We start from the raw sequence: 21,187 nt of genomic DNA on the forward strand, positions 1-21,187 counted from the left end.
TTGTTGTTTCTTTCGCTCCTTTAATAGTGTAAAGTTTAAACAAAGATGTAGGGAAACGGGAATACAAAAGGAGAGAAGATGCAACAGAATGAAATGGAAAAGCAGTATTTAAGGATTTTGTCCAAGCAATTTCCTAATGTAGCATCCACTGCTACAGAAATTATTAACTTGCAGTCGATTCTTAGCCTTCCAAAAGGCACTGAGCACTTTCTTTCGGATATTCACGGTGAATATGAGCAGTTCGCTCATGTTTTAAGAAATGGCTCAGGAGCGGTGAAGCGCAAAATCGATGAAGAGTTTGGCAACATGCTTTCGGAGAAAGAAAAGAGAGATTTAGCCACCCTCATTTATTATCCAGAAGAGCGAATCAGAATGATTAAAGAATCAGGTTGGGGTAATTCAATGGACGACTGGTATGTTGTAATGATCAATCGCCTGATTCAAGTATGCAAGGCAGCTGCCAGCAAATACACCAGGTCAAAGGTGCGTAAGGCTCTGCCAAAGGATTTTGCATATGTCATAGAGGAGCTTATTACTGGCAGACGAGACCACAGTGACCAGGAAGCTTACTTTAACGAAATTATCCACACGGTAATTCGTATTGGAAAAGCGCCTGAGCTTATTGTGGCACTTTCCAATGCTATCAGCCGTTTTGTGGTGGATCATCTCCATATAGTAGGGGATATCTACGACAGAGGGCCAGGCCCACATATCTGCATGGATATTCTTATGAAGTATCATAGTGTGGATATCCAATGGGGAAATCATGATGTAGTGTGGATGGGAGCGGCCACTGGTCAGCTTGCTTGTATCGCCACAGTGCTCAGATTTTCCGCTAGATATGGCAACCTTGATATTCTTGAAGATGGCTACGGCATAAATCTTCTGCCACTGTTCAAATTTGCAATGGAAACCTACAAGGAAGATCCATGCGACCAGTTTGCTTTACACTATCGTGAGGGCGAATACGATTTAGCAAATGCGGAAATTGACAGGAAGATGCACAAGGCCATAGCAATCATTCAGTTTAAAATTGAGGGACAACTCATAAAAGAACATCCTGAGTTTAATATGGATGACAGACTTCTTCTTGATAAGATGGATTTAACCAGGGGAGTAGTTCTTATAGATGGTAAGGAGTACGAGCTTTTAGACTGTAATTTTCCAACAGTTAACCCAGAGGACCCTTATGCTTTATCCAAGGAAGAAAAAGATGTAATGGATAAGCTTCGCGTAGCTTTCATGAAATGCGAGAAGCTCCAGGAGCATGTGAGATTTTTATATCGTAAAGGCGGATTATATAAGACCTATAATAACAATCTTCTTTTCCATGGCTGTGTTCCTCTTGATGACAATGGCCAATTCAAGGATGTGGAATTGTGTGGCAAACACTATAAAGGAAAAGCATTATATGATGCACTAGAACAGCTTCTCAGAAAGGGATACTATGCAATCGACCCTGAGGAGAAACAAAAGGGCATGGACATGCTTTGGTATACATGGTGCCACGCAAATTCTCCTGTATTCGGCAAAGATAAAATGGCCACATTCGAGCGTTATTTTGTAGCAGACAAAGAGACACATGTGGAGAAGAAGAATCCATATTACACTTGGTACGACAAGGACGAAACTGTAACTATGATTCTCAATGAGTTTGGTCTTAACTCACCTGAGAGCCATATTATTAATGGGCATGTTCCAGTGGAAGCAAAAAAGGGTGAGTTGCCTATCAAGTGTGGTGGAAGATTAATAGTAATCGACGGAGGATTTTCAAAAGCTTATCAGCCAAAGACTGGTATCGCGGGATACACACTTACATATAATTCATATGGTTTCTTACTTGCGGCACATGAGCCTTTTGAATCTGTAGAAAAAGCAGTGGAAACCGGAAGCGATATTCATTCTGACACAGTGCTTGTTCAACACGTGGACAGACGAAAGACTGTGGCAGACACAGATAATGGACAAGCATTAAAGCAGAATATTATGGAGCTTGAAGAATTGCTTGAAGCATATCGCACAGGTATATTGGTTGAATCATAAAATAGTTGAATTTTAAAGGATATTTAGAGTAGAATAGAGCCCAAATTTAGTTAGGAGAATAAACTAATGGAGAAGAATCTTACACAAGGAAGCTTACTTAAAAATATTATGATTTTCTCGGGGCCTTTTCTGCTCTCTTATTTTTTACAGACTCTCTATGGAATGGCGGATTTGTTCATAGTTGGTCAGTATAATGGAGCAGCATCTATATCAGGTGTATCAATCGGTTCCCAGGTAATGCACATGATTACGGTTATGATCGTGGGACTTGCTATGGGTTCTGTTGTTATGATTGCAAGAAATGTAGGAGCTAAAGACCGAGCTAAAATATCCAAGACTATCGGAAATACGATAGTTTTATTTGCTATAGTTGCTGTATTATTAGCAGTACTTTTGCTGGCTTTAGTGAATCCAATTGTTTCTGTTATGAGTACTCCAGTGGAAGCTGTTGATGAAACTACAGCATATCTTATTGTTTGTTTTGCAGGCATTCCATTTATTGTTGCATATAACGTAATTGCAGCGATTTTCAGAGGTCTTGGGGATTCAAAAAGCCCAATGATTTTCATAGCAATTGCTTGTGTTTTCAACATTGCATTGGATTATTTGTTTATCGGTGGCTTTGGAATGAAGGCTGTTGGCGCAGCATGGGCTACAATTATAGCTCAGGCTTTCAGCGTCCTGATTTCCATTATCGCTATTTATAAAATGAAGTTGGTGTCTATTTCTAAAACGGATTTACGAATTGATAAATCTACTTTGGGAAGCATTCTAAGAGTGGGCGTTCCAGTATGTCTTCAGGATGGTTTCATCCAGGTTTCATTTTTAATTATCACTATTATTGCAAATACACGAGGCGTTGAAATATCTGCAGCAGTAGGTATTGTAGAAAAGATTATTTCATTCTTGTTCTTAGTACCTTCATCAATGCTATCAACTATTTCAACAATATCATCCCAGGCAATCGGTGCAGGGGACAAGCCTCTGGCAAGGAAAACACTCTTCTATGGCATGACTATTGCGGTATCAATTGGTCTTGTTTTTGCCATAGCATTCCAGTTTATAGCAAGTCCTGTAATCGGTATGTTTACTGATGATATGGTGGTAGTTGCACTTGGCGTATCCTATATCAAATCATATGTATTTGATTGTACTGTTGCCTCATTCCACTTCTGCTTTAGCGGATTTTTTGTGGCATCAAACTACTCATACATTTCTTTTATTCACAATGTAGCATCAATTATTTTGATGAGAGTACCAGGAGCATATTTGGCATCAATTTATTATCCAGATACTCTGTTTCCAATGGGCCTTGCAGCACCACTTGGAGGCGTCATTCAGCTAATCATATGTGTAGTGGCATATATGATTCTTAGGAAAAAAGAGAAAATATAAAACGTTCGAAAATTAAAGATTCTTTTCACCCCATCTTTTAAGCTCTAGTAAAATAGGGATAATACTTTTAGCTTTGTCAGTCAGGGAATATTCAACTCTGACTGGCATTTCATCATATTGTGTTCTTATTACCATGTTTGCTTCTTCAAGCTCCTTGAGCGAAGTAGCGAGCATGGTATTTGTTATTCCAAAAACAGAACGTCTCAAATCTCCGTAACGAACGACTTCCTCTTTATCAATCACACAGAGAATCATGATTTTCCATTTTCCGCCAACTATATTTAATACTTTTTTTAAGCCGCAATCTTCTCCGGCAATGTTATCACAAAGTGGTTCTTTCTTACTCATTTATCTACCTCCATGGTCAGTTTTTTCTTACTAGGTTAATAATTTCTGCGTACTTGATATATTTTTCGTACCACATATAATAAACCTATCAGCTGAGAATTGCAATTAATTAGTTTTATGATAAAGAAAATCCAAGGAGGTTGGAACAAAACATTATGGGTAAAACAGTCATTATTGGCGGTGTTGCTGCTGGTGCAAGTGCAGCTGCAAGACTTAGAAGATTAAAAGAAGATGAAGAAATAATTCTGCTTGAAAGAGGAGCATACATTTCATACGCAAACTGTGGATTACCTTATCATGTAGGTGATGTAATTCAAAATAGAGAAGATTTGCTTGTTACTAAAAAACAGGTAATGCAGAATCGTTTTAAAATAGATGTAAGAGAAAACAATGAAGTTATCTCTATTGATAGAGCTAACCAGACTATTGCTATTCGCAAGAATGATGGTGAGGAGTATCAGGAAAGATACGATAATCTTGTGATTGCTACAGGCTCATCACCAATCAGACCTAGAATCGAAGGAATTGATTCAGATAAGGTTAAAACATTGTGGACAGTTCCAGATACAGATGAAATCAAAGCATATATCAAGGACAACAATGCTAAAACAGCTGTTGTAGTTGGTGGAGGATTTATTGGTCTTGAAATGGCAGAAAACCTTCATGCTTTAGGTTTGAAGGTTACTATTGTTGAAGCTGCAAATCAGGTCATGGCTCCAATCGATTATGAAATGGCATTACTTTTAAATGAAAACATTAGAGCTAACAATGTTGACCTTATCCTTGGAGATGGTGTAGCAAAGTTTGAGGACCAGGGAAATGCAGTAACAGTAAGTCTTTCAAGTGGAAAGAGCGTAACAGCTGATTTAGTTATCCTTTCTATTGGTGTTCGTCCAAACAGTGCTTTGGCAAAAGAGGCAGGACTTGAACTTAACGAGCGTGGCGGAATCGTAGTAGACGATCACATGCGTACATCTGATTCACATATTTATGCAGCAGGTGATGTGGTTGAGGTAACAGACTTTGTATTTGGTGACAAGACAATGGTGCCACTTGCAGGGCCAGCTAATAAGCAGGGAAGAATTGTTGCAGATAATATTGCGGGCATTTTTTCAACATATAAGGGAACTCAGGGTTCTTCTGTTGTTAAGGTATTCGATTTAACAGCTGCAGCAACAGGTGCAAATGAAAAGACTCTCAATAGACGTGGCATGGTAAAAGACAAGGATTACAAGTCAATTATCGTAACACAGAATTCGCATGCAGGGTATTACCCAGGTGCAAAGCCAATGATTTTAAAGCTTGTATTCTCAATGGATGGAAGCAAAATCTACGGAGCTCAAATCGTTGGAAAAGAAGGTGTAGACAAGAGAATTGATACACTAGGAACAGCTATCAGATTTGGTGGTTCTGTGTATGACTTAACTGAAATGGAACTTGCATATGCACCACCATATTCTTCTGCAAAGGATCCTGTAAATATGCTTGGCTTTGTAGCTGAAAATGTTTTAGCCGGATTAGTAGAAATTGCAGAATGGAACGAACCAGACACAGACAAGGAAGCTACAATCCTTGATGTAAGAGAGCCAGGCGAGCTTGCAATGTATTCATATGAAAACGCAATCAATATTCCTCTTGGACAGCTTAGAGGCAGACTCGATGAGCTAGATAAGAATAAGAAATACATTGTAGTATGCGCAATCGGAGTGCGAGCTTACAATGCAGCGAGAATCCTTAAAAACAACGGATTTGAAAATGTAAAGGTTTATCCAGCAGGAACAAGAATGTACATGTCTACACATAGAAATCCTGATGAATTTAGCCAGGAATTTGTATGTAAATATTAAGCAGATAGGACTATACCAGGTTATAAAAATAATTGATAACCTGGTATAGTTTTTTATTATGCTTAAAACCTATTGACTTGGTAGGTAATTAAAATTATATTATTTCGTAAAAATGGAGGTGGGAATAATGAAGAAAAACATATTGATAACACTGATTAGTTGCATGTTATTGGCATTTACAGCATGCGGTAGCAATCAGGTAAGTGCAGCTAAAGAAGAAAACATATCTGAGAATGAAGCCGAAACTGTTAAAATTGCTTATTTACCAATAACACATTCGCTTGCGGTATTGGAGGAAGCAGAAGAGTTGGCTGAGAATAATGAGATTAATGTGGAACTCGTAAAGTATGGTTCTTGGCCTGAGCTACTAGATGCATTGAATTCCGGTCAGGTTGACGGAGCTTCAGTGTTAATAGAATTAGCCATGAAATCAAAAGCAGAGGGGATTGGAATAAAGGCAGTTGCGTTGGGGCATAAAGACGGAAATGTAATTGTTGTTTCAAATGATATTGAAGATGGTGCAGATTTGAAGGGGAAAACTATTGCAATACCACATAGACAATCGTCCCACAATATTCTAGTAAATGATGCCTTGGCAGAGAATGGTTTAACAATAGATGATGTTGAGATTGTTGAGTTGGCACCTACTGAAATGCCATCAGCTCTTGCCGCCGGAACCATTGATGGATATTGCGTAGCTGAGCCATTTGGTGCTATGGGTGTTTCAATTGGTGCTGGAAAAGTTTTATATGAATCAAATGAGCTTTGGGAAGATTCAGTATGCTGTGCATTGGTTATTACTGACAGCTTCATAGAGAATAATAGTGAGACAGCAAAAGCTTTTGTGGATGGATATAAAACTGCAGGAGAAAACTTAACAACTGAGCAGGCTAAAACCGTGGCAGAAAAATATCTTAATCAGACGGATGAGGTCTTAGACATTTCACTTGAATGGATTTCATATGACGATTTGGAAATCACAGAGGAAATGTATGATCAGCTATCAGAAAAGGTAATTGAGTACGGATTGTTAGATAATCCACCAAGCTATTCTGAGTTTGTGTGGAATGAATTTTGAGGACTGTAGGATGAAGAAATTATTATCTTTGAGGTATGTGGTTGTATCGATTGCTTTGCTGATTGGGGTATGGCAACTAGCTTTCAACTTTAGCAATTATAGTTCTGCATTATTTCCATCTCCTGGTATGGCGATAACTGCGTTGCTTGAAATGGTTATGTCAGGTCAACTTTTAGAATCATTTTTGACAAGCATAGGTAGATTTGTAATTGGCTATGGATTATCGGTAATAATAGCTGTTCTTTTGGGGTTAGTTTTAGGATGTCTTCCTAACATATTTAAATATATAAATCCGCTATTGCAAATATTACGTCCCATTTCACCAACAGCATGGATGCCATTTGTGGTGCTTCTTTTTGGAATAGGAGATTTGCCAGCAGTTGTAATTATATTTATTGCAGCTTTCTTTCCTGTATTATTATCAACAGTTTCAGCAGTGGGAAAAGTGGATGATGTATATTTTAGAGTCGCAGAAAATTTTGGTATAAAACAACCGCAGCTTATGTGGAAGGTTATACTTCCAGCAGTGTTTCTTCAAATCGCAAATGCGATACATGTGGCGCTTGGTAGTGCATGGATTTTCCTTGTAGCTGGTGAAATGGTTGGTGCACAATCAGGTCTTGGATATCAAATAATCGATGCGAGAAATAATGTGAGAGCAGACATGTTACTGGCAACAATATTTGTTATAGGGCTTCTTGGTCTGGCATTGGACTGGCTACTTGGAGTATTGGAGAAAAGAATTCTTAGAGTATGGGGAGGTGAATAGTATGTCCTATATTCATATTGAAAATGCTGGAAAAACCTTTACCGAAAATGGCCAGGTGTATAGAGCATTGTCGGGAGTTAATTTAGAAATTGAAAAGGGAGAATTCATATGTCTACTTGGTCCATCTGGTTGCGGGAAAAGTACTTTGCTGAATGCAATAGCAGGTTTTGATTTGGTGAATGAAGGAACCATAACGATTCAAGGCGAGGAAGTGACTGCCCCAAGCACTCGAAATGTAACCATATTTCAAAACTATGGATTGCTGCCTTGGCGCACAGTACAGCAAAATGTGGAGCTTGGTTTGGAGTCAAAATCTGTAGAAAAGAACCTGCGCAAAGAAATAGCAAGAAAGTATCTTGAAATGGTAAAGCTTGAAAAGTTTGCCCAAAGTTATCCAAGACAGCTTTCTGGTGGAATGAAACAAAGAGTGGCCATAGCTAGAGCACTTGCAGTTGAACCGGACATTTTATTTATGGATGAGCCATTTGGCGCATTGGATGCAATTACAAGGATAAAGCTACAGGATGATATTTTAGATATTTGCAAGGCAGAAAAGAAAACAATCATATTTGTTACGCACGACATCGAAGAGGCAGTATATCTGGCTGACAGGATAGTGGTAATGTCATCGAACCCTGGCAAGGTAAAAGGGATTGTGAAGGTTCCATTGCATCATTTTAGAGATAGAACAAGCGGAGATTTTTTGTTAGTTCGAGATAAAGTATTTGATCTGTTAAATATGAAGAACAAGGAATTCATTGAATATAACATATAATAAAAGGAGTTGGAAATGAATCACACACATATACATTCACATAGAAATTTAATTGGCTTTGACGAACATGGAATACCAACAGTGACCTTGAAGGCCAGTCATCATGATGGCGAGGAAGAGGGAGATTTTACTAGAGACTATATGAATGCAGTAGCAGAGTATAGAAAAACATTTCCAACCAAACAGGATGTAATCGAGCAAACGCCAGATCCTGCAGTAAGAGAGATGCTACTGCGTATGGAGCAACTGGGTATAGATACAACCTTTGACAGGTTTGATGCTCAGAAGCCTCAATGCAATTTTGGCCTATGTGGTACATGTTGCAAAATTTGTAATATGGGTCCATGTAGAATAACTCAAAAATCGCCTAAAGGAGTTTGCGGAGCAGACGCAGATTTGATAGTTGCGAGAAACCTTCTAAGGTCAGCTGCGGCAGGTGCTGCACAACATGGAATGCATGCAAGAGAAGTGATGTTGGCACTGAAGAAGGCGGCGGAGGGAGAATTAGATATTCCAATACTTGGAGAACAAAAGATACGTAGTACAGCAGAAGCATTTGGAATAAAACAAAAAAATAGACAGTTAAAAAACGTGGCTAAGGATTTAGCAAATGCTTTGCTGGAAGATTTATCTAGAACCGTTCCTGATGAATACAAAACAATAACTGCATGCGCTGTTCCTGAGAGACAAAAGGTATGGGAGGAATTGGATATTCTTCCAATTAGCGCATATCACGAAGTGTTTGAGGCTTATCACAAATCTGGGTGTGGCACCGATGGAGATTGGAGAAGCATTATGCAGCAGCTTTTGCGATGTGGCTTAGCATTCACTTTTTCAGGAGTAGTGGGGGCGTCAATTGCTACGGACTCATTGTTTGGAGTGGGGGATAGAGTAACTTCAAAAGTAAATATCGGTGCTTTAGAAAAGGGATATGTAAATATTGCGGTACATGGTCATCTGCCTGTTTTGGTCAGCCAAATAGTGGAAGCCGGAAAGCGGGAAGATATGATAGAGCTGGCAAAGTCAAAAGGTGCTAAAGGAATTCGTTTTTACGGTATATGCTGTTCAGGACTTTCTGCTATGTATCGAGAAAGCGGAGTTATTCCATTGTCTAATGCAGTTTCAGCGGAGCTTGTACTTGGAACAGGAGCTTTGGATTTATGGGTGGCTGATGTTCAGGATGTATTTCCAGCGATTATGGATGTGGCCAATTGCTTTAAGACAACAGTAATTACAACCAGTGATTCCGCAAGACTTCCAGGAGCAGAAAGATATGAATATGATCATCACCATAGTAATCTGGCCCAGACAAAGGAACTAGCTGAAAAAATAGTTTTAAGAGGAATTGAAAGCTTTGAAACACGAAAGGGGATACCTGTTTATATTCCACCTTATGAAGTGGAAGCGGAGGTAGGCTTTTCGGTTGAATATATTCATAAAAGATTTGGCAGCATGAAACCTCTTGCAGAAGCCATAAAATCGGGTCAAATCTTAGGTGTTGTTAACATGGTTGGCTGCAATAATCCAAAGGTGTTGTATGAGAAATGTATAGTAGATGTTGCAGATGTATTGCTGAAAAATAATGTGCTGATAATAACAAATGGTTGCGCATCATTTCCACTTATGAAACTGGGATATTGTGCAATATCTGGAAAAGATAAAGCAGGAGAGAACTTGAAAAGTTTCTTGGAGCCGGATTTGCCACCAGTGTGGCATGTTGGCGAATGTATAGACAACACACGCTCTAGCGGAATATTTGCAGGAATAGCAAATGAGCTAGGAAAAAATATGTATGAACTTCCTTTTGCATTTGCTTCACCTGAATGGGGAAATGAAAAGGGAATAGATGCAGCTTTAGGCTTCAGATTAAATGGAATAAGTTCATATCATTGTGTGGAAGCACCTATATACGGTTCTAAAAACGTAATTGAGTTTTTGAAATATGGAACAAAGGAGTTATTAGGTTCCACAATGAATGTGAATACTGATCCGGTAGCATTGGGAAATCAGATTGTTGCGGATTTGAAAGAGAAACGAAAGGCTTTAGGATATACTACTATTTAAATTTAATCGGCCGGTGAGCACAACTCTCTAGTCAGTTTATTCTTACTAGGTTAATAAAATCTGCGTACTTGATATATTTTATATACCACGTATACTAAACCTATCAGCTGAGAATAGAACTATATTAGGTTTTGATAAAGAAAAGAGAGTTATAGGAAATGGCAAAAAGGAAGGCGAACCCGGTTAAAAGCATCTGCGTGGCCTGCGGTGTTTGTGCACTACAATGTCCAAGGGATGCGGTTAGTATTTATAAAGGTTGCTATGCAGTTGTCGATGCAATCAAATGCGTAGGATGTGGGCTATGCAAGAAGGCATGTCCAGCAGACGCAATTACATTAGAAGACGTAGATTCGGAGGTGGCAAATGGCTAAGACAAAGAAGAATCCTTGGTATAGCTACCTTTGGATATGGTCGATTATTTATTTTGCACTTGGATTTTTTAATATCCTATTTGCGTGGTTAGGATTAATAGATTTTATTCTTCCACTTATTTTTGCAATAGTAGGTGGAAATAAATGGTTCTGCAACAATATGTGCGGAAGAGGTCAGTTGTTCTGGGTGTTGGGAAGAAATTTAAAATTTTCTAGACAGAAGACAGCACCAAAGTGGATTTCATCAAAATGGTTTAGATACGGCTTCTTGACATTCTTCATGACTATGTTTGGAACAATGATATTCCAGACATACCTAGTATTTTCAGGAGCAGGAACTCTTAGAAAAGCTATCAAGTTATTCTGGACCTTCAAGGTGCCTTGGAAATGGGCATACAATGGAAGCATTTTCCCTGATTGGGTTGCTCAGTTCGGCTTTGGATTTTATAGTCTAATGCTAACATCCACATTAATCGGGCTAATTGTGATGGTTTTATACAAGGAAAGAACCTGGTGTTCATTCTGCCCTATGGGAACAATGACTCAGGGAATATGTAAGATAAAAGCTAAGTAATGCTTAGGCGGCCAATTGTGGCCGCCTTTTTAATATAAGCAGGTTAGACATAACTTAGTCCTCAGGTGACCAGCTTGCCTGGACATCCTCGATAACAACGTTTTCGTCTACCTTTACAACGATTTGGTATTCGTCCTCGTAAACAATCTCACCAGGGAAATTAGTATATACCACATAGTATGGATGCTTATATCTTTCAAGTAGCCATAGAAGTGGATTAATCATCTTCATCATCATTTCAGAATTTTCCATCTTGAAATAGCAGATGACTTTTTCTTGGCGCTTGCACTGTGGAGGCCAAGGAAGTTCTTCCGCAAACCATGCATCTATTTCCTTGAAGAGGCCAACATCTTCTTCATCCATAACACCGTCAGTTAGCATCTGATTAAACATACTGAAAATGCCTTTTCCTGTTTTGGTGTTGGCAGCTAATTCTTTTCCTTGAATTCTACAATACTTAAACTTTACAGCCATATATAACCTCGCGAATAATGAGTTACGATTGATTCTAAAATCATCATAACATGAGAACGGGGCATCAAATAAATTATCACAGTAATATCACAGAAAAATAGTTAATATATAGCTTTCTCCCAATAAATTGTTTACAATCATAATTATGAAAGTATACGTTTATAATTTGATGTTCAACAAAATAGCAGCAGCCACCAAAGCCTGTAGTGCAGTTGGTGCAGAGCTTGTGACAATTTCAAAGGATGATATTCATAAATCGGTAGAGCATATTATTGGAGAAGCTAAGAATCCAAAGCCAATGAAGGATTCAAGTGATGTGATTACAGAGCTGATGATTTTTGATGGTTTCACAAGCGATAGTTTAGATGTGTTTTTAGATGCATATAAACAAACTAAGGCGCCAGCCATAGTTTATAAAGCTATGGTGACACCTATAAATAAAAAGTGGTCATTGACCTACTTATATTCCCATTTAGTAAATGAGGCAGGACATTAAGTCCTGCCTTTTTTATACATATGTTCCGTCTTCAAAATCAAGATTCTGAATGAATGACACTACATATACATCGCTGTTTCTTTCGTTTTCCATGAAGTAGTCTTCAATGGCGATTTTGTGGATTTCATTGTTTTTGTCTATTTGATTGACAATTCGCATTACCCTTTTTTCACCATTCTTATATGCTTCAAGAAGGCTTTTTCTGTTGAAAGCATTTAAAACATCCTTTTGTGATTCAGGTACGGTGACAGCCACAATTCGTCTTAGGCATTCATCGTAAGAACCTGTTTCAGGGATAGTTGTATTTATAAAGTTTTCATGTCTCATAAATGTATATGAGTTTTTACTTATGTTGGCAAACTTTATAATTTGAAACTTTTTATATACTGAATCAATTAGAATTTTAACTTGCTCAAAAACAGCACCTTCTTCAAATGGTTCCATTGTACCGATTTCTACAGGTGCTTCTTCTATACACATGCGAATAAACTCGCTTTTTTCAAGCGGCTTAGAAAAAATGAATCCTTGAATATAATCACAATCGCAAGTATTAATGAATTGTAGCTGTGATTCTGTTTCTACACCTTCGACTACAGTTATAAGCTTAAGGCGATGTGCAAAATAGAATACAGATTCAAGAGTCATTTTTCCTCTTTCGGTTTGACAGTTGTCAGCCAGGAAGGATCTATCTATTTTAAGGATTTTGGCTGGTACATCTTTTACAAATGAAAGAGATGACATTCCAGAACCAAAATCATCGATTGAAACTGCGTAACCAGCAGCAACGATTTTGTTAACCCATTCGATAACATCCTGTTTGTCTGTTGCTACGTCAGATTCAGTGATTTCAATTCCTAAGAATTCCTTATTTATACCGTAGGTTTCTACAAGTTTGTCTAGCTTTTCTATGAACTGAGAATCATGAGCATGTTCTCTTCCGAAATTAACACTTATTCTAACAGCTCTGCTTTTTAGTAGCTTGATGGTTTTACAAGCTTCCTCAGCAATAAACCAATCTACAACAGAAAGCTGGCCGTTTTCTTCTAAAATAGGAATGAAATCTTTTGGTAAGACAATAGTGCCGTCTGGCTTTACCCATCTGACAAGGGCTTCTGCCCCGCCGACAACTCCTTTTTTAGCATTGTACTGTGGCTGATAATATGCTTGAAGCTCACCGTTTTCGATCGCTGCAATAATATTTTCTAATAGTATTTGATTATCCATTTTTCGTTAAAACGTTATAAAAAGATTAATAGAGACAAAATCTGATTATAATGTCACGCATTGGAACTGTCAACGAAAAAAGTTGCCATAAACCTTGAAAAATCAATGTTTGTGCAAAATTGCAATAAGTTGTCAGGAAACTGAGTTTGAAGTGTACAGTTTTCATAATTGAGAAAAAAGACAATTATTAGACTATTGAGGAGATAGTTCTTTTATTTTAATAATTAAAACTATATAATAGTTTCTATGAAGCTAGAACAATTATTAAAATTCGATAATATCATAGTGCAATGCCACAATAATCCCGATGCAGACGCTCTTGCATCTGGTTATGCTGTCATGAAATATTTAAAGTCAAATGGCAAACATGCTCGATTTGTTTATGGTGGTAATTTTGAAATATCTAAGAGTAATCTGAGACTTATGATCGAAGATTTGGATATTCGAATTCATCATGTACGTTATCAGGAGCAGTTAAATGAACTCCTTGGAATAGATAAGGAAGGATTGCCAGATGTGCTTGTTACAGTTGACAGCCAGTATGGTGAAGGTAATATTCAGCAGTTTAAGGCTAAGAATATTGCAATAATAGACCATCATCAGGTTGCAAATGAGCTCCCAGAGTTGGCTGAAGTCCGTTCATATCAGGCCAGCTGTGCTACAGTTGTATGGGATATGCTTAGAGAAGCAGGCTACGATGCTAACGACGATGTTAAGCTTGCGACTGCCCTTTATTATGGCTTGATGACAGACAGTAACAATTTCTCGGAGCTTCATCATCCATTAGATATGGATATGCGAGATGAGTTAAAGTACAGTGCGTCTATCATCACAAAGTTTAGAAATTCAAATATATCCCAGGCTGAGCTTAGAATTGCAGGAATTGCTCTGCTTGGCTCAGAATATTACAGTGATAATCATTACTCGATTGTAAAATCGGATCCATGTGATCCAAACGTTCTAGGTATTATTTCAGATATGCTTCTGGAAGTAGAGGATGTCCATTGCTGCCTCGTATATTCTATCCACGAAGGTGGTGTAAAGATTTCCGTACGAAGCTGCATAAAAGAAGTAAAGGCTGATGAGCTTGCCAGATTTATCTGTGCAGGTGTCGGTGATGGCGGTGGTCATCTGATAAAAGCCGGTGGACAGATTCGTCGTTCTCTTTTGGAACTCCAGGAGATGGAGTACACAGCGCCAGCTATTCAGCAGTTTTTCAGAGAGCGCATGAAGGAATACTTCAAGGACAACGAAATAATCTATACAGATAATTATATTGCCAATACTAAAGGCATGGCTAAATATAAAAAGAAGCGTCTCCATGTAGGATATGTTAAGGCTACAGATATTCTTCCAGCATCAAGCAGATGTGTCATTCGTACATTAGAGGGTGATGTGGAGCTTGAAATCCAGGAGGATACAGTTATCGCCATTGGTATCAAGGGTGAGGTTTATCCTATGACATGGGATACATTTGTAAAGAAATATGAAATTTCTGATGAAGAATATGTTTATCCTGGAAATTATCAGCCTACAATAAAAGATGTAGACAGAGGTATAAGCAGAGAGCTATTGCCATGTGCACACAGTTGTATTTCAGTGGGCACAAGTGAGATATATGCAAAGGAAGTAAATGTCCGCACAAAGGTATTCACCAAGTGGGACCCAGAGCATTATTATCTTGGTAAGCCTGGGGACTACATGGCTGTTTCCGCTACAGATAAATCAGATGTATACATAATAGAAAGAAGTATTTTCGGCGACACATACGAAAAAATTTAAAAATCGGGCTCTGGATTCCAACTAAACTGGGAGGTCTCCAGAGCCCTTTTATAATAAGTTACCTGAAGCTCTTAGCTTCAAGTAGCAAATGCACTTGATTAAAAAGCTACGATATAATAGCCTTCCTTAAGACCATTAATCTGTAAATATGATTTTACATCAAGTACACGTTTTGTAAGCTTGTGGCCTGTCTGAGTAAAGCCATCAGCTTCTACTTCATTAAATGTGATGTCGTTACCGTCTTCAATTCCACGGCGGTCTGTTACATGATATTTCGAAACGCCACTTGCAATTCTTCCAAATTCAGCTTTTGAAACAAGGACACTGACTTCTACGTTTCCACCAGCAGCACCTGTTTTCAATGTGTTTGTATCTGCAAAAAATTGACGACCAAGTTCGTCTTCTTTGTTGCCATTCATTGCTTGGCTTAGTCCCTTGATTAAATCCTCGCGGCTATCCATGGAATCCTCCTATAAATTATGATAATTTTTATCGTCATTTCCCGGTGGGAACATTTTTATAATACAATGTATCTTTGAATAATCTGTGATAGAATAGTGAAAGATTCAGTGGGTTTAGACGGAGGATAATGGAATGGCAAAGGAGTTACTTACAAGAGATCAGGTTAATGTTGAAGATACATGGAATCTTAAGGATATGTATTCCAGCGACAGCGACTGGGAAGAAGATATAAAGGTTATTCTTGGCAAAACAGAGGAACTTGTTAAGTTTGAAGGTAGAGTTTGCGAAAGTGCAGATACTCTTTTGCAGGTTCTTGAGCTTTCAGCTTTCATTTCTGAAAAGCTAGAGTTTGCATACAACTATGCAGCACGTCTTTTCGACGAGGACCAAGGCAATACACTTCATCAAAGCATGAATCAGAAGATATTCAGCATTATGGCAAAGATTAGTTCTGATGTTTCGTTTATCGACCCAGAGATTCTAGCTTGTGATGAATCAAAGCTGGAAGAGTTCTATAGCAAAGAGCCAAAGCTCGATTTATATAAAAAGCAGATAAAAGAAGTTCAAAGATTAAAGGCTCACACACTTTCGGCAGAAATGGAAAAAGTTGTAGCTATGACAGCGGAGATGTCCAACACTGCATCAGAGGTGTACGAAGCATTTACAAATGTTGATATGAAATTCCCTACCATCAAAGACGAGGATGGGGAAGAGGTAGAGCTTACACACGGACGATTTGTTCCATTTTTGATGTCAGCAAATAGACGTGTCAGAGAAGATGCATTTAAGGCATACTATGACACAATGAAGGATTACATAAATACATTGGCATCTTCATACAGTGGAGAGGTTAAACAGAGAGTATTTCATTCTAGAGTAAGGGGATATTCTTCAAATCTTGAAGCGGCAGTAGATGCAAATAATGTTTCACCAGAAGTTTATGAAAATCTGGTTAAGACAGTAAACGCAAATCTTGATAAGCTTCATGCGTATGTATCGCTTCGAAAGAAGTGCCTTGGTGTTGATGAGCTTCATATGTACGATATCTACACACCAATGATTTCAGACGTTGCTAAAAAGGTTACTTATAAAGAGGCTCAGGAGACTATCTGCAAAGCACTTGCAGTTCTTGGGGATGATTATGTGGAGCTTTTAAAAGAAGGTTTTGCAAATCGTTGGATTGATGTGTATGAAAATAAAGGAAAGCAGGGTGGAGCATATTCAGCAACTGCATACGGCTGCCATCCATACATGCTTTTAAATTACAACGATACATTTGATGATATGTTTACAACAGCTCATGAAATGGGCCATTCAATGCATAGCCACTATTCAAATAGTGCACAGCCTTATATTTATTCAAACTACAAAATCTTTGTTGCAGAGGTAGCTTCAACCTGCAATGAGATTTTACTTTTAGAGTATTTACTTAAGAACTGTACAGATAAAAAGGAGAGAGCATATCTTTTGAACCATTATCTGGACAGCTTCAAGGGAACTGTTTATCGTCAGACTCAGTTTGCAGAGTTTGAAAAAATCACAAACGAAATGGTAGAAAATGGTGACAGTTTGAACGCGGAAAATCTGTCGACCATATATAAGGACATAAATGAGCGTTATTATGGACCAGATATGATTTCTGACCCAGAGATAGCTTACGAGTGGGCTCGTATACCTCACTTTTACTACAATTTCTATGTATATCAGTATGCCACATCTTTCTGTGCAGCAGTAGCTATTGCAGAAATGATTCTTACAGAAGGTGAGCCAGCAGTGGCTCGCTACAAGAAGTTCCTGTCATCAGGTTGCACCGATGCACCAGTTGAGCTTCTTAAAATAGCAGGCGTTGACCTCACCACACCAGCCCCAATCGAAGCTGCGTTAGCGAAGATGGGTGAAATAGTAAAGGAATTAGAGGAATTAGTATAAATGAGTTTTGTTCATCTACATACACATACAGAATATTCTCTTCTGGATGGTTCTAATAAGATTAAGTCTTATGTCAAGAAATGCGTAGACATGGGGATGACTGCAGCAGCCATCACAGATCATGGAGTAATGTATGGTGTTATCGATTTTTATAAAGAGTGTAAAGCGGCAGGAATCAATCCTGTATTAGGATGTGAGGTCTATGTTGCTTCTGGTTCACGTTTTGATAGAGAGCGTGTGCAGGGAGAGGATAGATACTACCATCTTATTTTGCTTGCAGAAAATAACGAAGGATATCAAAATCTCATAAAAATCGTTTCTGCAGGTTTTGTAGATGGATACTACTATAAGCCACGTGTGGATTTTGAGACTCTCCAGAAATATCATGAGGGTATTATTTGCTTATCTGCCTGTCTTGCAGGCGAGGTGGCTAGGCTTCTTGCACGTGGATTATATGATGATGCAAAGGCTGTAGCTATTAAATACCGTGACACCTTCGGAAAGGATAATTATTTCCTTGAGCTTCAGGACCATGGTATTGATGAACAGAAAACTGTTAATCAGGGATTACTTCGTCTTTCAAAGGAGACAGGCATCCCTTTAGTTGCCACAAACGACTGCCACTACACAAATAAAGAGGATGCAGCAAGCCATGATGTGCTACTTTGTATCCAAACAGGTAAAAAGCTTCAGGATGTGGATAGAATGCGTTTTGAGACAGACGAGTTCTATGTCAAATCAGAAGAAGAAATGCTAGAGCTTTTTCCTTATGCGAAGGAAGCGGTTTATCGTACACAGGAAATTGCAGACAGATGTCATGTAGAAATCGTTTTCGGTGAGACAAAGCTTCCTCATTTCGAAGTTCCAGAGGGCTACGATTCATGGACATATCTGAACAAGCTTTGCTATGAGGGATTGGATCGTCGTTATGGTGACAAGGCAGAAAGCCTTAAGTCTCGTCTTGAATACGAATTAAATGTTATTAAAAACATGGGATATGTTGATTACTTCCTTATTGTTTGGGATTTCATCAACTATGCCAGAACTCATGGTATTCCTGTAGGCCCAGGACGTGGATCTGCTGCAGGTTCACTTGTCAGCTACACCACAGGAATCACTAATATCGACCCAATCAAATACAGCCTGGTGTTTGAGCGTTTCCTTAACCCAGAGCGTGTATCCATGCCCGATATAGATATTGACTTCTGCTACGAGCGTCGTTCAGAAGTTATCGATTACGTTATTGAAAAATACGGCAAAGAATGCGTAACCCAGATTGTTACCTTCGGTACATTAAAGGCTCGTGGTGTTATCCGTGACGTAGGACGTGTAATGGATTTGCCATATGGATATGTGGATTCCATTGCCAAAATGATCCCTATGGATTTGGGCATCACTTTGGACAAGGCACTTGAAATGAATCGTGACCTTAAGGCAATGTATGATGCAGATGATCAAATCAAGAATCTTATTGATGTAGCTCGTACTCTTGAGGGACTCCCTAGAAATACTGGTATGCATGCAGCAGGTGTAGTTATTGCCGGCAAGCCAATGGATGAGTATGTTCCTCTTTCAAGAGGTGGTGACGGTACTATCGTTACACAGTTCGTCATGACCACTATCGAAGAGCTTGGACTTCTAAAGATGGATTTCCTTGGTCTTCGTACTCTTACAGTTATCAATGATGCTGTAAAGCTTGTAGAAAAGAACCACGGCATCAAGCTTGATATTGATAACATTGATTATAATGACCAGGGCGTTATGGAAATGATTTCTGCTGGTAAATGCGAGGGTGTTTTCCAGCTTGAATCTACTGGCATGAAAAACTTCATGAAGGAGCTTAAGCCTCATTCAATCGAAGATGTTATCGCCGGTATTTCACTATATCGTCCAGGCCCAATGGATTTCATTCCTAATTACATCAAGGGTAAGAATAATCAGGAGGGTATTGTGTATGAATGCCCAGAATTAGAGCCAATCCTTGCTCCTACCTACGGATGTATCGTATATCAGGAGCAGGTTATGCAAATCGTTCAGTCTTTGGCTGGATATTCACTTGGTGGCGCCGATGAAATCCGTCGTGCCATGAGTAAAAAGAAGCAGTATGTCATCGAGGAAAACCGCGAGATTTTCGTTAATGGTGGTCAAATCGAAAACCATATCACTGGCAAGATTACAAAGATTCCAGGTTGTGGTGCAAATGGCATATCGAGCCAGGTGGCCAATGGAATTTACGACCACATGGTTGATTTCGCCAAGTACGCTTTCAACAAATCACATGCTGCTGCCTATGCTGTAGTTGCCTTGCAGACAGCGTATTTGAAAAAGTATTATCCAATCGAATTTATGGCAGCCCTTATGACATCTGTTATTGATGCCAGTGGAAAGGTTGCAGAATACATTGGCGTATGCCGTTCTTCAGGAATCGAGGTTCTTCCTCCAGATGTTAATTATGGAGATGGCCGTTTCTCGGTTGATGGCAAGAGCATTCGATATGGCTTATATGCAATCAAATCAGTTGGTCGTCCTACAATTGACGCAATCAAATATGAGCGTGAAAAGAATGGACCATACCATGATTTGGAAAACTTTATAGATCGTGTTAGCAAATACGATGCCAACAAACGAACTATTGAAAACCTTATCAAATCAGGAGCACTGGATTCTCTTGATGGAAACCGAAGACAAAAATGCATGATTTTCCCAAGTATTTTGGATTCCATGAATAGCAAAAAGAAAAATGAGATTGATGGTCAGATGTCTCTTTTTGATTTTGCCAGTGAAGAGCAAAAGGAAGATTTGAAAATCTCATTACCACCTGTAGAGGAATTTGATAAGGAAATGCTGCTAGCCTTTGAGAAAGAGCTGATGGGTGTATATGTAAGTGGTCATCCACTTGATGATTACATTGCACTTCTTGAGAAAAATGTTACAGCCCATGCCAGTGAGTTCCTGGTTGATGACGAAACAGGAATGGCAAAGGTAGAGGATAATAAAACTGTTGTCGTAGGTGGAATGATTACAGATGTTACAATCAAGTACACTAAGAACAACAAAGCTATGGCATTTATTACTTTGGAAGACCTTACAGGTCAGGTGGAAGTAATTGTATTCCCGAACAGCTTCGAGCCAGCTCGTTCACTAATCGCAGAGAATAATAAAGTCTTTATAAGTGGCCGAGTTCAGGCAGAGGAAGAAAAGGATGCTAAAATCATTTGCCAGGATATAAAGAGCTTTGACGATTGCAAGCGAGAAATCTGGATTCAGTTTAGCAATAAGGCAGAGTATGATTCCAAGGAACAGCTTCTTTCTGACACAATTCGCAGTATGGATGGCAATGACAATATGGTTATCTATTTAACCGAGGAAAAGGCTGTAAAGCGTATGCCAGACAACTGGGGAATAGGTGCAACAGCAGAGAATCTCGAAATCCTTTACGAGAAATTTGGAGAAGCAAATGTAAAGGTTGTAAACAAAAAGGTTCAATTTGCCTCTAGAAGGTATTAATTTCAATGAAAAAGAGTGATTTTTTATTGAAATAAGCGAAAAAAGAGGA

The 21,187-nt window shown here is 38.7% G+C and carries 17 protein-coding genes; 13 read left to right on the forward strand and 4 right to left on the reverse strand.

Going from position 1 to position 21,187, the window contains the following annotated elements; translation table 11 throughout:
• Window positions 1–78 precede the first annotated feature (78 nt).
• Both T375_RS04675 and T375_RS04680 read left to right on the forward strand, forming a co-directional pair.
• The gene (locus tag T375_RS04675; RefSeq protein ID WP_044935611.1) at window positions 79–2,043 is read left to right on the forward strand and encodes a fructose-bisphosphatase class III; all 1,965 of its coding nucleotides are present in this window, start codon (window positions 79–81) and stop codon (window positions 2,041–2,043) included.
• A gap of 66 nt (window positions 2,044–2,109) precedes the next feature.
• Window positions 2,110–3,438, forward strand: coding sequence for an MATE family efflux transporter (locus tag T375_RS04680; RefSeq protein ID WP_044935612.1), 1,329 nt, complete (start codon window positions 2,110–2,112; stop codon window positions 3,436–3,438).
• Between the two features lie 12 nt (window positions 3,439–3,450).
• Here the strand turns inward: T375_RS04680 and T375_RS04685 are convergent, their stop codons facing one another.
• The gene (locus T375_RS04685) at window positions 3,451–3,786 is read right to left on the reverse strand and encodes a winged helix-turn-helix transcriptional regulator (protein WP_049960295.1); all 336 of its coding nucleotides are present in this window, start codon (window positions 3,784–3,786) and stop codon (window positions 3,451–3,453) included.
• Window positions 3,787–3,926: 140 nt separating this feature from the next.
• On the opposite strand from T375_RS04685, the gene T375_RS04690 reads away from it, so the two are divergent.
• The 7 genes from T375_RS04690 (at window position 3,927) to T375_RS04720 (ending at window position 11,264) form a co-directional block, all read left to right on the forward strand.
• The gene (locus T375_RS04690; RefSeq protein WP_242839265.1) at window positions 3,927–5,633 is read left to right on the forward strand and encodes an FAD-dependent oxidoreductase; all 1,707 of its coding nucleotides are present in this window, start codon (window positions 3,927–3,929) and stop codon (window positions 5,631–5,633) included.
• A gap of 127 nt (window positions 5,634–5,760) precedes the next feature.
• Window positions 5,761–6,711: an ABC transporter substrate-binding protein gene (locus T375_RS04695; RefSeq protein WP_044935617.1), complete on the forward strand. Its 951-nt coding sequence runs from the start codon at window positions 5,761–5,763 to the stop codon at window positions 6,709–6,711.
• Between the two features lie 10 nt (window positions 6,712–6,721).
• Window positions 6,722–7,480 (forward strand): ABC transporter permease, encoded by a 759-nt coding sequence (locus T375_RS04700; protein ID WP_044935618.1) that lies wholly within the window; start codon window positions 6,722–6,724, stop codon window positions 7,478–7,480.
• Between the two features lies 1 nt (window position 7,481).
• Complete coding sequence (locus tag T375_RS04705; RefSeq protein ID WP_044935621.1) at window positions 7,482–8,255, forward strand: ABC transporter ATP-binding protein; 774 nt, start codon at window positions 7,482–7,484, stop codon at window positions 8,253–8,255.
• A 15-nt stretch (window positions 8,256–8,270) separates the two neighbouring features.
• Window positions 8,271–10,319: an anaerobic carbon-monoxide dehydrogenase catalytic subunit gene (gene cooS / locus T375_RS04710; RefSeq protein WP_044935623.1), complete on the forward strand. Its 2,049-nt coding sequence runs from the start codon at window positions 8,271–8,273 to the stop codon at window positions 10,317–10,319.
• A 158-nt stretch (window positions 10,320–10,477) separates the two neighbouring features.
• Window positions 10,478–10,690, forward strand: a complete 213-nt coding sequence (locus tag T375_RS04715; RefSeq protein WP_044935625.1) for a 4Fe-4S binding protein — start codon at window positions 10,478–10,480, stop codon at window positions 10,688–10,690.
• Window positions 10,683–11,264, forward strand: coding sequence for a 4Fe-4S binding protein (locus T375_RS04720; RefSeq protein ID WP_044935628.1), 582 nt, complete (start codon window positions 10,683–10,685; stop codon window positions 11,262–11,264). Before T375_RS04715 ends, T375_RS04720 begins: the two co-directional genes overlap by 8 nt.
• A gap of 54 nt (window positions 11,265–11,318) precedes the next feature.
• Here the strand turns inward: T375_RS04720 and T375_RS04725 are convergent, their stop codons facing one another.
• Window positions 11,319–11,738: a hypothetical protein gene (locus tag T375_RS04725; RefSeq protein ID WP_044935629.1), complete on the reverse strand. Its 420-nt coding sequence runs from the start codon at window positions 11,736–11,738 to the stop codon at window positions 11,319–11,321.
• A gap of 145 nt (window positions 11,739–11,883) precedes the next feature.
• Between T375_RS04725 and T375_RS13130 the strand changes: the two genes are divergently transcribed.
• Complete coding sequence (locus tag T375_RS13130) at window positions 11,884–12,234, forward strand: DUF3783 domain-containing protein (protein WP_143064527.1); 351 nt, start codon at window positions 11,884–11,886, stop codon at window positions 12,232–12,234.
• Between the two features lie 12 nt (window positions 12,235–12,246).
• On the opposite strand, the gene T375_RS04735 is transcribed toward T375_RS13130, so the two are convergent.
• On the reverse strand, window positions 12,247–13,458 hold the full coding sequence (locus tag T375_RS04735; protein WP_044935632.1) for an EAL domain-containing protein: 1,212 nt from the start codon (window positions 13,456–13,458) through the stop codon (window positions 12,247–12,249).
• A gap of 246 nt (window positions 13,459–13,704) precedes the next feature.
• Here T375_RS04735 and T375_RS04740 point away from each other — a divergent pair, with 246 nt between their 5' ends.
• Window positions 13,705–15,240 carry a DHH family phosphoesterase gene (locus T375_RS04740; RefSeq protein ID WP_081821978.1) on the forward strand — a complete coding sequence of 512 codons (1,536 nt, stop codon included), beginning with the start codon at window positions 13,705–13,707 and terminating at the stop codon, window positions 15,238–15,240.
• 98 nt (window positions 15,241–15,338) lie between these two features.
• On the opposite strand, the gene T375_RS04745 is transcribed toward T375_RS04740, so the two are convergent.
• Entirely contained in the window at window positions 15,339–15,701 is a 363-nt protein-coding gene (locus tag T375_RS04745) for a hypothetical protein (RefSeq protein WP_033151739.1), read from the reverse strand.
• Between the two features lie 133 nt (window positions 15,702–15,834).
• Between T375_RS04745 and pepF the strand changes: the two genes are divergently transcribed.
• Together pepF and T375_RS04755 are read left to right on the forward strand one after the other, a co-directional pair.
• A complete protein-coding gene (gene pepF, locus T375_RS04750; RefSeq protein WP_044935634.1) occupies window positions 15,835–17,631 on the forward strand; it encodes an oligoendopeptidase F in 1,797 nt (598 codons plus the stop codon).
• Window positions 17,632–21,138, forward strand: coding sequence for a DNA polymerase III subunit alpha (locus tag T375_RS04755; protein WP_044935636.1), 3,507 nt, complete (start codon window positions 17,632–17,634; stop codon window positions 21,136–21,138).
• The last annotated feature ends 49 nt before the right edge of the window (window positions 21,139–21,187 follow it).

Origin of the sequence: Pseudobutyrivibrio sp. LB2011 (assembly GCF_000701765.1) — a bacterium.
Lineage (GTDB): Bacteria > Bacillota > Clostridia > Lachnospirales > Lachnospiraceae > Pseudobutyrivibrio > Pseudobutyrivibrio ruminis.